The 17,747-nt window shown below is 64.9% G+C and carries 14 protein-coding genes; 11 read left to right on the top strand and 3 right to left on the bottom strand.

Annotation, left to right across the window (positions count from 1 at the left end; genetic code table 11):
- Positions 1 to 54 precede the first annotated feature (54 nt).
- Entirely contained in the window at positions 55 to 750 is a 696-nt protein-coding gene (locus LK539_RS21735) for a DJ-1/PfpI family protein (RefSeq protein WP_227803143.1), read from the top strand.
- Here the strand turns inward: LK539_RS21735 and LK539_RS21730 are convergent.
- Positions 728 to 1,720, bottom strand: a complete 993-nt coding sequence (locus LK539_RS21730) for an NADPH:quinone reductase (protein ID WP_227803142.1) — start codon at positions 1,718 to 1,720, stop codon at positions 728 to 730. The two genes, LK539_RS21735 and LK539_RS21730, sit on opposite strands and share 23 nt — an antisense overlap.
- Positions 1,721 to 1,768: 48 nt before the next feature.
- Between LK539_RS21730 and LK539_RS21725 the strand changes: the two genes are divergently transcribed.
- On the top strand, positions 1,769 to 2,656 hold the full coding sequence (locus tag LK539_RS21725; RefSeq protein ID WP_227803141.1) for a LysR substrate-binding domain-containing protein: 888 nt from the start codon (positions 1,769 to 1,771) through the stop codon (positions 2,654 to 2,656).
- A 7-nt stretch (positions 2,657 to 2,663) separates the two neighbouring features.
- On the opposite strand, the gene recJ is transcribed toward LK539_RS21725, so the two are convergent.
- Positions 2,664 to 4,313 (bottom strand): single-stranded-DNA-specific exonuclease RecJ, encoded by a 1,650-nt coding sequence (gene recJ / locus LK539_RS21720; RefSeq protein WP_227803191.1) that lies wholly within the window; start codon positions 4,311 to 4,313, stop codon positions 2,664 to 2,666.
- 61 nt (positions 4,314 to 4,374) lie between these two features.
- Positions 4,375 to 5,391 (bottom strand): hypothetical protein, encoded by a 1,017-nt coding sequence (locus tag LK539_RS21715; RefSeq protein ID WP_227803140.1) that lies wholly within the window; start codon positions 5,389 to 5,391, stop codon positions 4,375 to 4,377.
- A gap of 134 nt (positions 5,392 to 5,525) precedes the next feature.
- Between LK539_RS21715 and LK539_RS21710 the strand changes: the two genes are divergently transcribed.
- The 9 genes from LK539_RS21710 (at position 5,526) to LK539_RS21670 (ending at position 17,747) form a co-directional block, all read left to right on the top strand.
- Complete coding sequence (locus LK539_RS21710; RefSeq protein WP_227803139.1) at positions 5,526 to 6,800, top strand: lipoprotein-releasing ABC transporter permease subunit; 1,275 nt, start codon at positions 5,526 to 5,528, stop codon at positions 6,798 to 6,800.
- A gap of 82 nt (positions 6,801 to 6,882) precedes the next feature.
- Positions 6,883 to 8,148 (top strand): lipoprotein-releasing ABC transporter permease subunit, encoded by a 1,266-nt coding sequence (locus LK539_RS21705; protein WP_227803138.1) that lies wholly within the window; start codon positions 6,883 to 6,885, stop codon positions 8,146 to 8,148.
- Entirely contained in the window at positions 8,141 to 8,836 is a 696-nt protein-coding gene (lolD, locus tag LK539_RS21700; protein ID WP_227803137.1) for a lipoprotein-releasing ABC transporter ATP-binding protein LolD, read from the top strand. The genes LK539_RS21705 and lolD overlap by 8 nt, the downstream gene beginning before the upstream one ends.
- A gap of 5 nt (positions 8,837 to 8,841) precedes the next feature.
- Positions 8,842 to 9,651, top strand: a complete 810-nt coding sequence (locus tag LK539_RS21695) for a TatD family hydrolase (protein ID WP_227803136.1) — start codon at positions 8,842 to 8,844, stop codon at positions 9,649 to 9,651.
- A gap of 195 nt (positions 9,652 to 9,846) precedes the next feature.
- Entirely contained in the window at positions 9,847 to 12,648 is a 2,802-nt protein-coding gene (locus LK539_RS21690) for a type VI secretion system Vgr family protein (protein WP_227803135.1), read from the top strand.
- A 15-nt stretch (positions 12,649 to 12,663) separates the two neighbouring features.
- Positions 12,664 to 14,406, top strand: a complete 1,743-nt coding sequence (locus LK539_RS21685; protein WP_227803134.1) for a GPI inositol-deacylase — start codon at positions 12,664 to 12,666, stop codon at positions 14,404 to 14,406.
- Complete coding sequence (locus LK539_RS21680) at positions 14,403 to 16,109, top strand: T6SS immunity protein Tli4 family protein (protein WP_227803133.1); 1,707 nt, start codon at positions 14,403 to 14,405, stop codon at positions 16,107 to 16,109. Before LK539_RS21685 ends, LK539_RS21680 begins: the two co-directional genes overlap by 4 nt.
- Positions 16,110 to 16,220: 111 nt before the next feature.
- The gene (locus LK539_RS21675) at positions 16,221 to 17,330 is read left to right on the top strand and encodes a T6SS immunity protein Tli4 family protein (RefSeq protein WP_227803132.1); all 1,110 of its coding nucleotides are present in this window, start codon (positions 16,221 to 16,223) and stop codon (positions 17,328 to 17,330) included.
- A gap of 108 nt (positions 17,331 to 17,438) precedes the next feature.
- A complete protein-coding gene (locus LK539_RS21670) occupies positions 17,439 to 17,747 on the top strand; it encodes a PAAR domain-containing protein (protein WP_227803131.1) in 309 nt (102 codons plus the stop codon).

Here is a 17,747-nt window from a genome sequence, read left to right as displayed (position 1 = left end):
TGCCAAGCGATCGCTCCCTAGAATGGCGGCTCGACTTACCTGATGGAGACCACCATGAGCGAAACCTGCCACATCGGCATGCTGCTGTTCCCCCAAGTGACCCAGCTGGACCTGACCGGTCCCGTCCAGATCCTCAGTCGGGTACCCGGCGCCTGCGTCCACCTGCTGTGGAAGGCCAAGGCGCCGGTCATGACCGACGCCGGCTTCAGCATCAACCCGACCACTGCCTTCGACGACTGCCCGCAGCTCGACGTGCTGTGCGTGCCGGGCGGCTTCGGCATCGTCGACCTGCTGGGCGATTCCGGGACGCTGGATTTCCTGCGCCGGCAAGCCGCCGCGGCGCGCTACGTCACCTCGGTCTGCAATGGTTCGCTGGTGCTCGGTGCAGCCGGGCTGCTGCAGGGCTACCGCTCGGCCTGTCACTGGAACTGGCGCCACTACCTTCCCGCCTTCGGGGCGATCCCAGGCGACGAGCGCATCGTGCGCGACCGCAACCGCATTTCGGGCGGCGGCGTGACGGCCGGGATCGACTTTGCATTGGCGTTGGCGGCTGAGCTGGCCGGAGAGGAAACGGCCAGGATGCTGCAACTCGGTTTCGAGTACGATCCACAGCCGCCTTTCGATTGCGGCAGTCCGGCGCGCGCGGGCGCGGCGCGGGTCGCCGCTTACCAGGAACGGCTGGCGCCGCGCATGCAGGCGGCCGAGCGGGCCGTCGCAGTGGCCTCGCTCAGCCTTCGGGCAGGAAGCTGAGCAGAGCCTTGCCTGGCCGCGCCTGCTCGACAAAAACGTGCGCCAGCGCCGCTTCGCTGCCGGCAAAGACGGTGGCGGGCGCGAAATGGTGGCCGCCGCTGTCGAGCAGCGTGTCGACCCCCTGTAGTGCCTGGGCCAGCGCAACACCGCCCAGCTTGTAGACCAGGAAGTGGCTGACACTGCCGGCTACCCGCATCATGCCGCGGTAGTCGAGCCGGATATCGGGCGCGCGCGACCCGTAGACGACGGCGCTGCCGCCTTCGGCCAGCAGCTGGGGATAGAGCGGGGCATAGAAGGCAGCATCGACGTCGACGAGCAAATCGGCGCCCTTGCCGCCGCTGGCGTCCTTGACTCGTGCGGCCAGCACTGCAGGGTCGTCATAGGCGAACACGTCGTGTGCGCCCGCCGCGCGCGCCAGGCCTGCCTTGGCGGCGGAACTGGCGGTGGCGAGCACCCGGGCGCCGGCGCGCCTGGCGAGCTGGATCGCATGCAGGCCGACATTGCCCGCGCCGCCCGTGACCAGCACGGTCCTGTTCCAGACGTCGGTGTAGGCGTGCACCGCGTGCCAGGCCGTCAGCAGCGGGATGCCGATCCCGGCAGCATCGAGCAGGCCGACATGATCGGGCAGCGGGCGCACTAGCTGCTCCGGCAGGCAGACGTAGTCCGCGGCCGATCCGTGCTGGCGCAGCCATTGCGCATTGAAGAACCACACCCGCCGTCCCCGCAGGCTGCGGTCGGCCCCAGGTCCGATCGCGTCCACGACGCCGCTGCCGTCGCTGTGCGGGACCACGTAAGGATAGGGCATGGCGGCAAGCGACACGCCGCCCCTGGCCTTGGTGTCCGACGGATTGACGCCTGAATAGGCAACGCGCACGCGCACTTCGCCCGGCCCGGGCGCGGGCGTGGGCAACTCGACCAGCTCGAGCACCGCCTGCGCCTCTCCCATGTTCCGATACACTACAGCTTTCATCCGATTCTCCCTCGCATGTGACCGGCCTATTGTAGGAAGGACTGCCGCGTGGACCAACGCAAGAAAATGGACAGTGCCGTACAAAAAAGTTCGCTGTCGTGGGACGACCTCCTGACCCTGTCGACCCTGGCGCGCAATGGCAGCTATTCCGCCACTGCCCGGGCGCTTGGCCTGACGCGGGTGACGGTCGCGCGCCGCATGCGCCGCCTCGAGGAAGCGCTCGGCTATCCGCTGGTGGAGGAGCGGCAGGGCGCGGTGAACCTGACGGAAGCGGCGCGCCAGGTAGTGGCGACCGCCCACGAGATGAACGAACTGGTGGCCAGCCTTGGCCAGCGGGCGCCCGCCGGCGGGTTGGCGGGACTGGTGCGGGTGACGGCGCCGGAAGGGATTTCCGCGTTCGTGCTGGCGCCGGCGCTGGCACAGCTGCAACGCGAACATCCCGGCCTGCGCATTGAGCTGCAGGCGACGTCGGCGGTCCTGAGCATCAGCCACAAAGAGGCCGACCTCGCGGTCCGGCTGGCCCGTCCGGAAGACGGCAACCTGGTTGCCGTGGCGCTGGCGCCGCTGCGCTATGCGATGTATGCGGCGTCCGGGGTAGCCGAACCGGCGCAGCTGCCGCTCACCGCGTACGACCGTGCGGCCGGGCTGCTGCCGGAATCGCTCTATCTACGCACCCACTATCCGGACCAGGAACCGGCCTTGCGCAGCAACAGCCTGGCGGCCCAGTACGAGAGCGTGCGCAGCGGCGGCGCCCGCGGACTGCTGCCGGACTACCTGGCGCGCCTGCACGGCGGCCTGCTTGCGCTGCCCGGCACGCCGCCGCTGGAGAAGCCGGTGTACCTGGTGTTCCATGGCGCGCAGCGCGAGAACGCCCTGATCCAGCTGGTGCGCCGGAGGATCGAAACCGCGCTGGAGGCGGCGCTGGGGGGAGCCTGATCCGGCGTCAGGCCGGTTCGGCGTGCTCCACCAGCAGCTGGACCTTGGTGACGCCGTTGTACTCGTTGGCGTCCAGCCGGAACGCGACGCGTGCCCGTTCCGGCAGGCTGTCGGTGTGGCCGAACCAGATCGCATCGTAGCGGCGGCCGTTCTTCTCCAGCAGCAGCTTGAGGTGGCGTTCCTTCAGGATGCGCTGGCTGACCACGCGGAACTCGTCGCAGAACACGGGCGGCGCGAAGCCCTGGCCCCATACCTGGCCGTCCATCTCTTCGATGAACTGGGTCGAGTAGAACTCGTCCTCGAGCGGGCCGTCGGTCTCGATGATGCGCTCCAGCTGCGCCTGCGTCAGCCAGGCCTGGCCGACCGCCTCGAAGGCTTGCTGGAAGTTGCCGAAGTGGTCGGCGCGGATGGTCAGGCCGGCCGCCATCGCATGGCCGCCGAACTTGTCGATCAGGCCGGGCACGCGCTTGGACACCAGGTCGAGCGCGTCGCGCATGTGAAAGCCCGGGATCGAGCGACCGGAGCCCTTGATCCAGCCTTCGCTGCCCGGCGCGAAGGTGATGGTCGGGCGGTAGAACTTTTCCTTCAGGCGCGAGGCGACGATACCGATCACGCCCTGGTGCCAGCCTTCGTCGAACACGCTGATGGTGCTGGCGCCCGAAGGCTCGAAGCTGTCCAGGTGCAGCAGGGCGGTGTCCTGCATCTCGGCCTCGATCTCGCGGCGCTTGAGGTTGATCTCGTTGAGCTGCTGGGCGATGGCCCAGGCGCGGCCGACGTCGTCGGTGACGAGGCATTCGATCCCGAGCGACATGTCTTCCAGCCGGCCGGCGGCGTTCAGGCGCGGCCCCAGTGCAAAGCCCAGGTCGAAGGGCGAGGCGCAGCGCGCTTCGCGTCCGGCGACCCGGAACAGCGCGGCCACGCCGGCATGCATGCGGCCCGCGCGCATGCGCTTGATGCCCTGGGCCACCAGGATGCGGTTGTTGGTATCCAGGCGCACCACGTCGGCCACCGTGCCGAGCGCCACCAGGTCGAGCAGGCTGTCGAGCTTGGGCTGGTTCTGCGCGTCGAACACGCCGCGCTTGCGCAGCTCCGCGCGCAGGGCCAGCAGCACGTAGAACACCACGCCGACGCCGGCCAGGTGCTTGCTGGGGAAGCCGCACTCGGGCTGGTTCGGGTTGACGATCACGCGCGCCGGCGGCAATGCGTCGCCCGGCAAGTGGTGGTCGGTCACCACCACTTCGATGCCGCGCCGGTTCGCTTCCAGGACGCCGTCGATGCTGGCAATGCCGTTATCGACCGTGATGATGATGTCGGGCGACTTTTCGCGCGCCGTCAGTTCCACGATCTCGGGCGTCAGGCCATAGCCGTACTCGAAGCGGTTGGGCACGATGTAGTCGACGTTCGCGCCCATCATGCGCAGGCCGCGCAGGGCGACCGCGCAGGCGGTGGCGCCGTCGCAGTCGTAGTCGGCGACGATGGTCATGCGCTTGTTCGCGCCAATGGCGTCGGCCAGGAATACGGCGGCCGCGTCGATGTGACGCAATGAGCCCGGCGGCACCAGGGCCGCCAGCTCGCTGGAGAGCTCGCGCGGGTCGGTCAGGCCGCGCGCGGCGTAGATGCGCGCGAGGACCGGGTGGATCCCGCCCTGGCGCAGCATCTCGGAGCTGCGGAAGGGGCAGGGACGGGTGGTGATGCGGGTCGTGATACTCAAAGTGTGCTCAGCTAAGTCGGTCCAGGGTCGGCCGGCGCCAGAATTTGCGCTGGGCCATGGCGGTCGTGGTGAATTCGGCAAGGGTTTCGCGGCTGCTGAGCACAAGGCGCAGCTCCTTCACGCGGCCCCCCACCAGCGCCGCATGCAGCGGCGCGAACAGGCTCTCTTCCAGCTGCTGGACCCCCTGCAGCCAGCTGCCCCAGTCGGCGGCGATCGCACTCGCGGCCAGCGTGCCGACCACCACCAGGCCATCCTGCGCCAGCACTTCGTCGATACGCTCGGGACGCGCGTAGCTCTGGTCCGACAGGCCGCGCAGCCAGCCGGGGACGTCGATGCCGGTGACGCGTCCCGGGGCCGTGCCGGCGCTTGACGAGGCGCCCCACAGCCAGAACGAGTTGATGGCGGGCAGGCGGCGCGCTTCGCGGGCGGCGTTCACCGGATGGGCGTGCCACAGCATCTGCACTTCGTTCTGCAGGCGGCGCAAGGGAAGCGCCTGCTTGCCGCGCGGGACGAAGTCGGTCAGGTCCATGCCGGTGACGGTGTCCGGAGTGGCGGCGTCGATGCCGTCCCAGTCGTCGGCGCGCAGGAACCAGGTCGTTGCGTCGCCGTAGCGCAGCGGATGGCCAATCTCTTCGCACAGCGGCCGCGCCGCCTCGAACAGCAGGCGGCTTTCATCTTCGCTTAAGCCCAGCTGGCGCAGATCGGCCATCATCGAGTGGCTGCGCGCGATCTGGATATGGGCGGGATTGACGATGTACCAGGTGCCGACGTCAGGCTCCAGCCCGAAGCCGCGCATCGCGCTGGCGGCAAAGGCCGGCTGGCCGTCGGGCGCCACGCCGAGCGCGCGCGCCAGCCACTGCTCGTGCGGCAGCGCGCGCGCCGTGTCGGGTGCAGGGTGGCGCCCGTAGGTGCTCGTGCGGGTGAGCAGGGCGGCCAGCGCCGGGGTCTGCAGGGCGCGGACCAGGTCGGGCGCGAATTCGGGGAGCGGCAGCAGGTGGGGCAGGACGAGCGTAATGTGCGACATACCGCTATTTTAGGGCAAATACGGACCGAGCGAACGGTCGTGCAGCGGACGGGTTCGTCGTTTTTGCGCCATGAAAGCCCGATGTCTGGCAAACTGTCGGGTTGGCAAACCCATAACGCATCTTTACCGACTTCATGAGCCTCACCCACAAGCTGCCTTACGAATGGCAGGTCGGCCTGCGCTACACCCGCGCCGGCAAGCGCAGCGGGCGCAACAGCTTCATTTCCTTCATTTCGATGGCCTCGGTGGCCGGCATTGCGCTCGGGGTGGCCGCCCTGATCGTGGTGCTGTCGGTGATGAACGGCTTCCAGAAGGAAGTAACGGCGCGCATGCTGTCGGTGCTGGCCCACGTCGAGGTATTCGACGTGCGCGGCGAGATGCCGGGATGGCGCACCTCGATTCAGGAAGCGCTGCGCAACCCGGAGGTGCGTGCCGCCGCGCCGTTTGCCGAGACCCGCGCCATGCTGCTCAGCGACGGCGTCATGAAGCCGGTGCTGCTGCGCGGGATCGCGCCCGCCGAAGAGGTCAAGGTGTCGGATGTCGCGAAACACATGCGCGAAGGGCGCTTCGACGCCCTGCAGCCGGGCAGCTTCAACATCGTGATCGGGCGCGCGCTGGCCAGGTCGCTCGACGTCGGCGTGGGCGACCGGGTGACGCTGCTGATGGCGTCCACCCCGGTGGCGGGCAGCGCCTCGGGCAGCGCACTGCCGCGCACCCGCCCCCTGACCGTGGCCGGCATCTTCGAAGCGGGCCACTTCGAGTTCGATTCCGCGCTGGCCTTCGCCAGCATCGAGGACACCCAGGCGCTGGCGGGCGTGGCGGCGCCGGCCGGCATCCGCCTGCGCCTGGCCGACATGCACGCGGCGCCGCGCGTGGCGGCCGAACTGCAGCGCAGCATGTCGGGCGAGCCGTACATCCGCGACTGGTCGAAGGTCAACGCGCTCTGGTTCGCCGCCGTCGAATCGCAAAAGCGCATGATGTTCATCATTCTCACCATGATCGTGGCGGTGGCCGCCTTCAACCTGGTCTCGACCCTGGTGATGACGGTGCGCGACAAGCAATCCGACATCGCCATCCTGCGCACCCTGGGCGCTTCGCCGCGCTCGATCATGACCATCTTCATGGTGCAGGGCACCCTGGTCGGCGTGCTGGGCGCGGCCCTGGGCGTGGGCACGGGCGTGCTGGTGGCCCTGAACATCGACCGCATCGTGCCCTTCATCGAACGGACCTTCAAGGTGCAGTTCCTGTCGCAGGAGATCTACCTGATCAGCGAGATTCCTTCGCAGCTGCGCTGGAGCGACGTCGGCTGGATCGGCGGCGTGGCCGTGCTGCTGGCTTTTCTTGCGACCCTGTACCCGAGCTGGTCGGCCGCGCGGGTGAAGCCGGCCGAAGCGCTCAGGTACGAATGATGCGCATGAATGATTCCATTGTGATAAGCGCAGCCTGCCCATGTATGGCACACTGCGGCCTCGCGTAACATCGACGGAGACCATGAGACTCACCCAGAATCTACCCTACGAATGGCTGGTCGGCCTGCGCTACACGCGCGCCGGCAAGCGTAGTGGCCGCAACAGCTTCATTTCCTTCATCTCCCTGATCTCCGTCGCCGGCATCGCGCTGGGCGTGGCCGCCCTGATCATCGTCCTGTCGGTGATGAACGGCTTCCAGAAGGAAGTCACCGACCGCATGCTGTCGGTGCTGGCCCATATCGAGGTGTTCGACCAGTCCGGGAGCATGCCGGACTGGCGTGCGGCCGGGCAGCAGGCGCTCAGGAACCCCGCGGTGCGCGGCGCCGCGCCTTTCGTCGAAACCCAGGGGCTGCTGGAGGGGCAGGGCGTGATGGCGCCTTCGGTCATCCGCGGCATCCTGCCGTCGGAAGAACCGAAGGTGTCGGACATCGCGAAACAGATCCGGCAGGGCAGCCTCGATTCGCTGCAGCCGGGCGCCTACAACATCGTGCTCGGCTACTCTCTGGCACGCTCGCTCAACGTCGGCATGGGCGACAAGCTCACCATGCTGCTGGCCCAGGGCCAGGTCACGCCGGCCGGCCTGCTGCCACGCAGCCGCAGCTTCACGGTGTCCGGCATCTTCGAGGCCGGCCACCCCGAGTTCGACGCCGCGCTCTCCTTCATCCACGTGGAGGATGCGCAGCGCATGGAACGCCTGCCGGCGCCGATGGGCCTGCGCCTGCGCATCGCCGACATGCACCAGGCGCCCGTGGTGGCGGCGGAACTGAAGCGCGCCATGCCCGGCAACCTGGGAATGCGTGACTGGTCCAAGCTCAACGCCACCTGGTTCGGCGCCGTACAGACGGAAAAGAAGATGATGTTCATCATCCTCACCCTGATCATCGCGGTGGCCGCCTTCAACCTGGTGTCGACCCTGGTGATGACGGTGACCGACAAGCAGGCCGACATCGCGATCCTGCGCACCCTGGGCGCGTCGCCGCGCTCGATCCAGAAGATCTTCATGGTGCAGGGCGCGCTGGTCGGCATCCTCGGCACCGCAATCGGTGTCGGCGGGGGCGTGCTGGTGGCCCTGAACATCGACGTCATCGTCCCGTTTATCGAACGTTTGTTGGGAGTGCAGTTCTTGTCGAAAGATATTTACCTGATCAGCGCGGTGCCATCCGACCTGCGCTGGCCGGACGTGTTCAAGATCGGCGGCGTGTCCGTGCTGCTGGCGTTTGCTGCGACCCTGTACCCGAGCTGGTCGGCGTCGCGCGTAAAACCTGCGGAGGCGCTGCGTTATGAATGATTCAACCCTTCCGGTCCTGTCCTGCCGCGGCCTGGGCAAGACCTTCAAGCAGGGCGACTACACCGTCAAGGTCCTGGACGGCATTGATTTCGCCATCCACCGTGGCGAGCGGGTCGCCATCGTCGGCGCGTCCGGTTCCGGCAAGTCGACCCTGCTGCACCTGCTGGGCGGGCTCGACACGCCGTCCACCGGCTCCGTCACGCTTCTGGGCGAAGACTTCGCCACCCTGTCCGAGACCCGGCGCGGCGAGCAGCGCAACTCGTCGCTCGGCTTCGTCTACCAGTTCCACCACCTGCTCCCGGAATTCTCGGCCCTCGACAACGTCATGATGCCCTTGATGATCCGGCGCGAGGCGCGTGAGGCGGCCTTGAAGAAGGCGGAGGCGATCCTGGGCCGCGTCGGCCTGGGCAAGCGCGTGGTGCACCGTCCGGGCGAGCTCTCCGGCGGCGAACGCCAGCGCGTGGCACTGGCGCGCGCCCTGGTCACCCAACCGGCCTGCGTGCTGGCGGACGAACCGACCGGGAACCTCGACCACAGCACCGCGCAGACCATCTTCGACCTGATGCTCGAGCTGTCGCGCACCCTCGGCACCGCCTTCGTCATCGTTACCCACGACATGGAGCTGGCGCGCCGCTGCGACCGCGTGTTCCGGCTGACCGAGCACGGTCTGCAGGCAGTGGAGGCCTGAGCACGATGTGGATCGACACCCACTGCCACCTCGACGCCGCCGAATTCGGCACCGGGTCGCTGGACGTCGCCGCCCAGGCGGCGGGGGCAGGGGTGTCGACCATCGTGGCGATGGCGGTCGAAGTCGGCAATTTTGAGGCAGTCTCCAGTCTGGCCGCACGCGCGCCGAACGTGACCTATGCCCTCGGCATCCACCCGATCTGCGTGCCGCAGGCGCGTGACGAAGACCTGGCGCTGCTGCGCGGCGCGGTGGAGGCGGCGCTGGCTGATCCGAACTTTGTCGGTGTCGGCGAGATCGGGCTCGACTTCTTCATTCCGCTGCTGTGCGAACCCGAGATGCGCGCCAAACAGGAACGCTTCCTGCGCGAACAGCTGCGCATCGCGCGCGACTTCGGCCTGCCGGTCTTCATGCATGTGCGCCGCTCGCAGGACCAAGTGCTCAAGCATCTGCGCCAGATTCGCCCGCCCGCCGGCATCGCCCACGCCTTCAACGGCAGCTTCCAGCAGGCGCAGAGCTTCATCGACCTCGGTTTTCACCTGGGTTTCGGCGGCGCCATGACCTTTACCCGCGCGCTGCAGATCCGGCGCCTGGCTACCGAGCTGCCATTGTCCGCCATCGTGCTGGAGACCGATGCGCCGGACATCGCGCCCGCGTGGATTCACCCGGGACGCAACAGCCCCAACCAGCTGCCGGTCATCGGCGCCACCCTCGCCGAACTGCGCCGTGTCGAGCTCGACGAGGTACGTGCGGCTGTTCATCGGAACACGCTGGCCGCGATTCCGCGCCTGGCGGCCAGGCAGGCACTGGACAAATAGCCAATCAAATAGCTAATTAGTAAAGTAGCAGAGCTTGCGCCGCGTGGTAGCAATGGGCGCGCATCGTGCACCCGCGACCGTGGCTATCCGGTTTAGTTCGTTTGCAGCGCTGAGGCAAGACAAGGCTGCAACTATTCCGTTCTGCCAAGATGCACTCTTCGCTGCGACCGCAGCAACGACACGACGGAGAGTGACTTGGACAGCGCGAGCGAATTCCTGCGGATGCTACGGCACGAGAAATCGCTGACCACCGCCCACCGGCCGATCCGACTGCGCCTGGGCCATGCCGACCACCTGGCCGACGAACTCCTGCTGCCGCAGCGCGTGCAGGGCCAGGAATCGGTGTGCGGCGGTTTCGAGTACATCGTCACCTGCGTCGCCGACACGCCGCGCCTGCCGCTCAAGGAACTCATCGCCCTCCCGGCCGAACTGCAGATGGTGACCGATCGCGGCCAGCTGCGCGGCATCTGCGGCATCGTGGCCGAGGCCCGCGCCGGCGACCACGACGGCGGCCTGGCTGTGTACCAGCTGGTGCTGCGCGACGCCCTGGCGATCATGGAAAAGCGCGTCAACAGCCGCGTGTTCCGCTACCAGAACGAACTCGAGATCGTGCAGGTGCTGTTCGACGAATGGCGCCACTCCAACAGCGTCATGGCCAGCGCCTTCGACTACGAACTCGATCCGCTGTTCGACATGCGCCTGTATCCGCCGCGCGAACAGACCATGCAGTACAACGAGTCCGACGCCGCGTTCGTGCGCCGCCTGCTCAAGCGGCGCGGTATCGCCTGGACCTTCCGCCCGGGCCGCGCCCGCGCCGGCGCCGCCGAACAGGAATCCGACGACACCCCCTCGCACACGATGGTGCTGTTCTCCGACCCGGCCTCGCTGCCGCGCAGCGCCGCCGGCACCGTGCGCTACCACCGCATCGATGCCACCGAGGAGCGCGACACGGTCGTGTCCTGGTGCGCCGCCCGCCGCCTGCAGCCGGGCAGCATCACCCGCCACAGCTGGGACTACCGCAACCCTTCCGGCACCCAGCACATGACCACCACCGCGCGCAGCATGGCCGACCAGGGCCGCAGCGGCAACGCGCTGGCAGCCACGCTCGACGACTACCTGGTCGAGCTGCCGCATGCCGGCAACGACGTCGAAGACCACTGGCGCCTGGGCCAGGTGCGCATGAACCGGCACGAGTTCGACACCAAGTGCTTCCACGGCGAAGGCAGCGTGCGCGACCTGTGCGCCGGCGAATACTTCACCCTGTCGGGCCACCCCGAGATCGACACCCACCCGGAAGCCGAGCGCGACTTCGTCGTCACGGCAGTCTGGCTGGAAGCCGAGAACAACCTGCCGGCCGACCTGTCGGCGCGCGTGCGCCGCCTGCTGGGCCCCTACAGCCCGCAGGGGGCCATGCTGGCGCCGAACGAACACCCGGTGGGGGGCGACGGCGTGCGGGTAAAAATGCGCTTCGACGCAGTCCGCCGCGGCATCCCGCTGGTGCCGGCTTTCGATGCGCGCATCGACCTGCCGCACCCGGAGCTGCAAACCGCCATCGTCACTGGCCCGCCGGGCGAGGAAGTGCATTGCGACGCACTGGGACGGGTGAAAATCCGCTTCCCCGGCATGCGCGTGGCCGACCACAAGCATGCGCACGGCGCCGGCGCTTCCGACACCCCGGCCGACTCGGCCTGGGTACGGGTCGCCTCCAACTGGGCCGGCAACGGCCCCGGATCAGGCCAGCAGTGCGGCACGCTGTCGCTGCCGCGTGTCGGCAGTGAAGTCCTGGTGGCTTTCCTGGGTGGCGACCCGGACCGGCCGGTGATCCTGTCCCAGGTCTTCAACCAGCGCGGCGAGCCGCCGGCGCTGAGCAGCGCGGGCGCACTGCCCGGCAACCGCTACCTGTCCGGCACCCGCACCCGCGAAATCGGCGGCGCCCGCGGCAACCAGCTGCGCTTTGACGACACCCGCGGCGAGATCAGCGCCCAGCTGGCCAGCGACCATGGCGCCGCCCAGCTCAACCTGGGCTGGCTGAGCCAGCCGAAAGCCAACGGAACGGCCGAGCCGCGCGGGGAGGGCGCGGAGCTGCGCAGCGACCAGACGGTGGCGATCCGTGGGAAGCAGGGTGTGCTGCTCACCGCGGAGCCGTTGGGCGCCGGCCAGGGCACCCACCTGGCCCGCGCCGGCCTGGTCGGCCTGGCGGACTTGATGCAAAGCATTGCGGACGAAGTGGCCAAGCTCGCCGAACAGCACACGGACGACGAGCCGGGGGGCCAGCGCCTGGCCGAGCTGTCGGACAAGCTGCGGCGCTGGGACGGGGGCACCAACGTCGCCCCCGGGGACAAGGGTGGCGAGCCGATCGTGGCGGTAACGGCGCCGGCCGGCATCGTGGTCGCCAGCCAGGACAACGTGGCGCTCGGCTCCGAGACCCAGCTGGATGTGGTCAGCGGCGGCGACGCCCGCACCTCGGCCGGCCGCAACATCTTCCTGCGCGCGGCGCGGGGAATCAGCGCCTTTGCCCAGGCGCTCGGGGTAAAGCTCGTGGCAGGCAAGGGGAATATCCTGTTCGAGGCCCACCAGGGGGCGGTCGAAATCAAATCCTCGGGCAAGATCAGCCTGATCTCGGCGGAAGCGATCCATATTGAGGCGCCTAATGTCCGCATCATCTCCCAGGGTGCGCAAACGGAATGGGCGAACGGTACCATCACCCAGCAAAGCTCCGCCGAGCATACGATCAAGGCGAGTAGCCTGGTGCGGGGAGGCGCGGGTGGTGGTGATCCCACCAAGCCCGAGTTTGCAAAGACCACGTTGAAGACAACAGAAAGAGTTGTCCTGCGCCATCTCCAAACGCGCGAACCGATTCCATATCAAAATTACATTGCCCATCTCAGCGACGGCCGTACCGTCCAGGGCACCAGCGACGAAGAAGGGCGCACTGCGCTGGTGCAGAGCGATGAGCTGGGGCCGGTGCGCTTCGAGCTTCTTCCATCGTCTAATTAAGCTGTCGGAACCGTCATGCGTGAACCGACTAGGCCATTGCCTTCGCTCGTCCCTTTGCCTCATGGCGGATGGGAAGTAAACTCGTATATGTCCTCGGCGGAATATACGATACGCGGCCTTGGTCTCATGCCTCCGAATTCGATCATCCCCGTGATTGTGGTGCCGGGAGTGATGGGTACCAACCTTAGAGCCAAGCGCAAGCCCCGGCTCGGCAGGTTACCAGACGAAAGGAACGCAAAGGTGGCTCCAGGGGAGCCGGTCTGGCGTCCACCTAATGGAATGCGCGATGGCGCTTTTGCCGCAAGTGATTGGGATAGCCATTCGCCGCGTGATCGTCAGCTGCTGTTCGATGCCCCGACCCTTGAAGTGGACGATGGTGGAGCCGTCGTCATACCCGACGCAGATGATGGGTATCTCCTGACCGAACAAGAAGTTCGTGCCCGTGGCTGGGGCGAGGTGCACGCCGATTCGTACGGAAAGTTGTTGCTGGCACTGCAGAGGCGCCTGAATCAAACGTTCGAGTTTGACGATGGGAAAAAGAAGCGCTCAATCAAACAGCACTGGAAAGAGGTGATCGACTGCGACCCAAAAAAATGGGGGCTGCGGGAGTTCGAGCCTTTGACTGAGCCCCATCTAGAAAATCACGCAAAGCATTATTTTCCTGTGTATTCGGTCGGCTACTGCTGGCTCGATGACTGTGAGAAGTCGTCGAGGCGACTGGAGCAGAGAATCCTCGAAATTATCGATTCGTGGAAACAAACAAAGCGGAGTTGTGAACAGGTAATTCTGGTTACGCACTCTATGGGGGGATTAGTCGCACGTGCATGCGCGAAACGTATCCCCGACAAGATTGCAGGGGTGATCCATGGTGTAATGCCGGTTCTGGGCGCCCCGGCGGCATATCGACGGCTCGCCTTCGGTACCGAGAGCTCGAGCCCCAGCAATAACCCACTCGAGAACCTGGTTGCAAACGGACTGGCAAAGGTCCTGGGCAACACGACCCAGAAAACTACGCCAGTATTGGCCGTTTCCCCTGGTGCGCTGGAGCTACTGCCGAATCAACGGTATCCGCAACCGTGGCTTCACGTAAGGATCCTCAAGTCCTTGAAGCCCGTTGCCGCACCAACTCACAGTGTCAAGGACGACATCATCCGCTACAAGACAGTACCGTACGACGTACTGCACCTACCTAACGGCAAGGTCTCTAACCCTTACGATCTGTACCGCGATACGAGCTCCTGGTATCGACTGATTGATCCTTCGATAGCGGACCCTGCGGGAAAGTACAAGAGATTTAAGAGAGGTATTACAGAAGCAATCGAAAACGCGATCGCTACTGCCGAGAAATTTCACGACGCCTTGGGCAGTTTTTACCATCCAAATACCTACGCCTTCTACGGCGACGACCGCAATAAACTGTCGTTTGGACAAATCAGCTTGGTTGCGCACCAACAGGGCGCGTCCGCAACGGCCTTTACCGCAGCCAACATTGCATCAGCACGTTTTATTGGTCGCACCGCTCGCGGACAACGACGTGTTCTTGTCGAAAATAAGACCGAGCTCCAGTTTGAACCTGAACCACAAGACGCAAGAGGGGATGGTACTGTTCCTCATCAGTCCGGCGAAGCAGATTTGACGAGCAAAGTAAAAAAGGCATTTGCTACTCAGGGCTACGATCATCAAAGCTCCTATAACGACGACGATATGGTGATGCTGACGTTGCGACTGATCGTAAAAATCGTCCAGGGGTCACCGTGAACAAGTGGATCCAGGACAGGCTGGCAAGAGTGCTGGCCGGGATCACTTGCGCCGGATTAATAATGACCTGGGCCGTCGGCAATGTAATCGAAGGCGATACGGCACGTCGGAGCCATGACGAGGTAGCGCAAATGACCGGAAAAATGAAAACCGTTTGTGTGGGCAGATTCCTAATCGATATGCCCGCAGATGCCCAGATCGAGCTCGCCCGCCCTAACATCGACGGTTTCGATATGGCTGTGTTCAACGAGACCACCGAGGAGTTTCACAAGCGGCTTGCCGACCGCGAGGCGCAGGTTAAAGCGATGCCGGACTACACAGGCGGCAATCGAAATCTCGAATTGGTGCGGGAGGTAAAAACGGATCATGGCGTCATCGGAAAGGTATTTGCTCACAGTCGTAAAGTGACCGAAGGTACACGTGCCAGGGGTTTGGAGATCGAGCGGTATCGAAACGAGGGCATTGCTATCGAAGCCCTGGTGCATGCTGATGGGGTCAGTTTTGATCTTGCGTCGGAATACTACGATCCTGACCTTATAGACAATCTACCAAAGCTGGTCGCGAAACTCGAACCTATTCCGGACGGCCGCGTTCCGCTTGGGTCAGGATTCTGTATAGGTCGGGCCCATTTTCTGGACCCACTTTTGGCGGATCAAGGCGAACGGGTCATGATGTTCGCCCGTCTGCCGGATCATCCAGACGTGGAGTTCATGATGATCCTCGCGGCGGGACAAAAGCCTGATGAGCAAGGACTGCTCGAAAGGAGCAGCGACGCAGAGGATCGACTTTCGCTCAACGACAGGATGCGGATCACCAGAATACGGGCTGCGCCCCGCACAATTGGCGGTCTGAGCGGCGAAGAGCTGGTCAAACGAGGCGTGGAAGCGAATGATGCTCAAGTCTATAGCTTCTGGTGGGAGGTGAACGGGAAAGAGGACGACGTGTTCGTTCCGCACATCGTTTTTAAGATGGCCACGGGCAAGAGCGAAAATGGCCCCGTTCCAACGTCGATGTCAGAAGAAGCGGCACTGGGACTATGGGACAGGATTTCGTCGACCATTCGCTTGCGTCCGACACAAGCACAGGAAGCCGGCAATGCCGTGACGCCGGAATCGCGTCTCGGTATGCAAGCGTGGGCCGGCGATCGCTGTCCTCACAGCGGGTGGTGGGTCTGCAGCGATGGCAGCAGCGGAACACGCGTGTTAGGCGGTCAGCGTCAATACATCAAGCAAGGCGAGCGCATGCCGCAGGCTTTGCTTCTTTTGCCGCAGAGCCTTTGGGAGAAATTGCGGGGGCTGCAACCTACAGCTGAATCGTCGAGCCGAACGGCCTGGAAACTGGTCGATAATCGTGCACGTAAGAGAGTGCCGCCAACACTGCCGCTTGCAAAGGCATCTGTAGCGGCAGGCATAACGATGATTGTCTCTCAAACCCGCGACGCAGACGGACAACAGGTTGCAGTAGGTAGCTTCTCCTCGACTGGTAGCCCATGCCCGGCAAGTGGCTGGTGGCGCTGCGAGGAATCGCATGCACTGGATGGAACCCGATGGTTTGCTCAGGGCAGCCTGCTTCCACCCGCAACATTCGCAGTCGCTCCAGGCATCTTCGGTCACGCACCGAACGCACCGCAAGCAATTCAGCGCCGTAGCGCGTGGCGGTTGATGCGACTAGGCGAGGCGCCTGATCAGGTGGGCAGTGTCTAAGCGCCACGCGAGACTCGCCGATCTCGTCCCTGATGACGTGAACCCTTGGCCTGTCGCGATGACTATCGACTTCGCCAGGTGTTTGCAGGCCCGGATCTACTTGGAGCTGACATGAGATCGTCATTTCGGATCGGACTTGCAGTTGCGGTGGCCGGATTCATCGTAGCCGGAGTTGTGACTGCGAACGCGCGTTCTGAGCGAGAAAAACAAGAGGTGGAACGGATCAGTGGAAGAATGAAGACGGTGTGCGTCGGCAGATTTCTGATCGACATGCCTGAAGGAATTCAGATCGGGTGGGGACAGGCGAGGATCGACGGTTTCGATGTTTCGGCATTCGACGAAACAGCGGGGGAGTTCCAGAAGCGAATTGCCGACCGGGAGGCAGAAGTCAGGGCAAAGCCGGACTGGCGCGGCGGCGACAAGAACCTGGAGTCGGCGACGGATGTGAAGACCGACAGTGGCCTTGTTGGACGGATATTCATCCACAGCCGAACGGTGGAGGAGGGAACTCGTGGAAACGGCCTTGGCGGCGTAGAGCGCTATCGTTATGAAGGCATTTCTACCGAAGCCTTGGTGCATGGCCGTGGCATCAGCATTGATCTGTTTTCGGAGGGTCGGGACATCGAGTGGATCGAGGATTTGCCCAAGCTGGTCAACCAGCTGGTGCCGAACCCCGATAACCGTATCCCGTCCGAACCGGGATTCTGCATCGACCGCGCCTATGTCCGCGACCTGCTCAGTGCCGATCAACGCGAACAAATCATGATGTTCGCCCGTCTGCCACATCATCCGGATATTGAGTTCATGTTTATTGTCTCGGCAGGACTCAAGCCCGAGAAGGACGGCGTCCTGGCAAGGAACGAGCTTGCAGACAGTCGGCTGTCGTTAGTCGAACGCATGCGTATTACCAGGTTGCGGGCCGCGCCGCGAAACATTGGTGGCTTGGTCGGGGAGGAACTGGTGGAGCTGGTGGTAGAGGAAAATGAAACACGTGGCCACAGTTTCTGGTGGGAGCTTAGCGGGACCGAAGACAATGTTTTTGTCCCACACGTTGTATTCAGAATGAGTACCGGGAACGGCGATCGGAAACCCGTTCCGTCCTCGCTGTCTAACGGCGCAGCACTAGGTCTGTGGGACAAGATATCGTCCAGTATTCGGATTCGGCCAATCGATCACAGTCAGCGTGGAACATCAATGCCGGCATCAGTCGTTGCGAGATAGCGTGTAGCGCCTCTCTGACGGTCATTTGACGTGAATCGCCTGCGTTGTCGCAAAGGCGAACAATCTCATTCCGCTACATTCCATCTTTCCGCACCATGGAGAGCAGGAATGAGCCAGAAACGCTATTACATCCGCGACGGCGCGAAGACCACCGCCGATGGCGTCGTCAAGGCATCCTGCACATTCAGCGCCCAGGACGGCAGGGCGCTCGCTCGCGAAGGCGATCCGGTCGAGTGCCCTGCATGCGGCGAACAGGGCATCATCCAGTGCGCCGCCCCGCGCCTCCAGGACCAGTCTGAAGGCAGGCAGTACGCACTGAGCGACGACCTGTGCCTGTGCGGCTGTACACCAGCGCCCAAGCTGCTGGCCGACCAGTTCGACGACTTCCAGATCGTCGCCGACAGCCTGCTCGGATAG

Origin of the sequence: Massilia sp. IC2-476 (assembly GCF_020707295.1) — a bacterium.
GTDB lineage: Bacteria > Pseudomonadota > Gammaproteobacteria > Burkholderiales > Burkholderiaceae_D > Telluria.
Note: the sequence above shows the minus strand (reverse complement) of the source record. Positions and strands in the feature narration are given on the sequence as shown.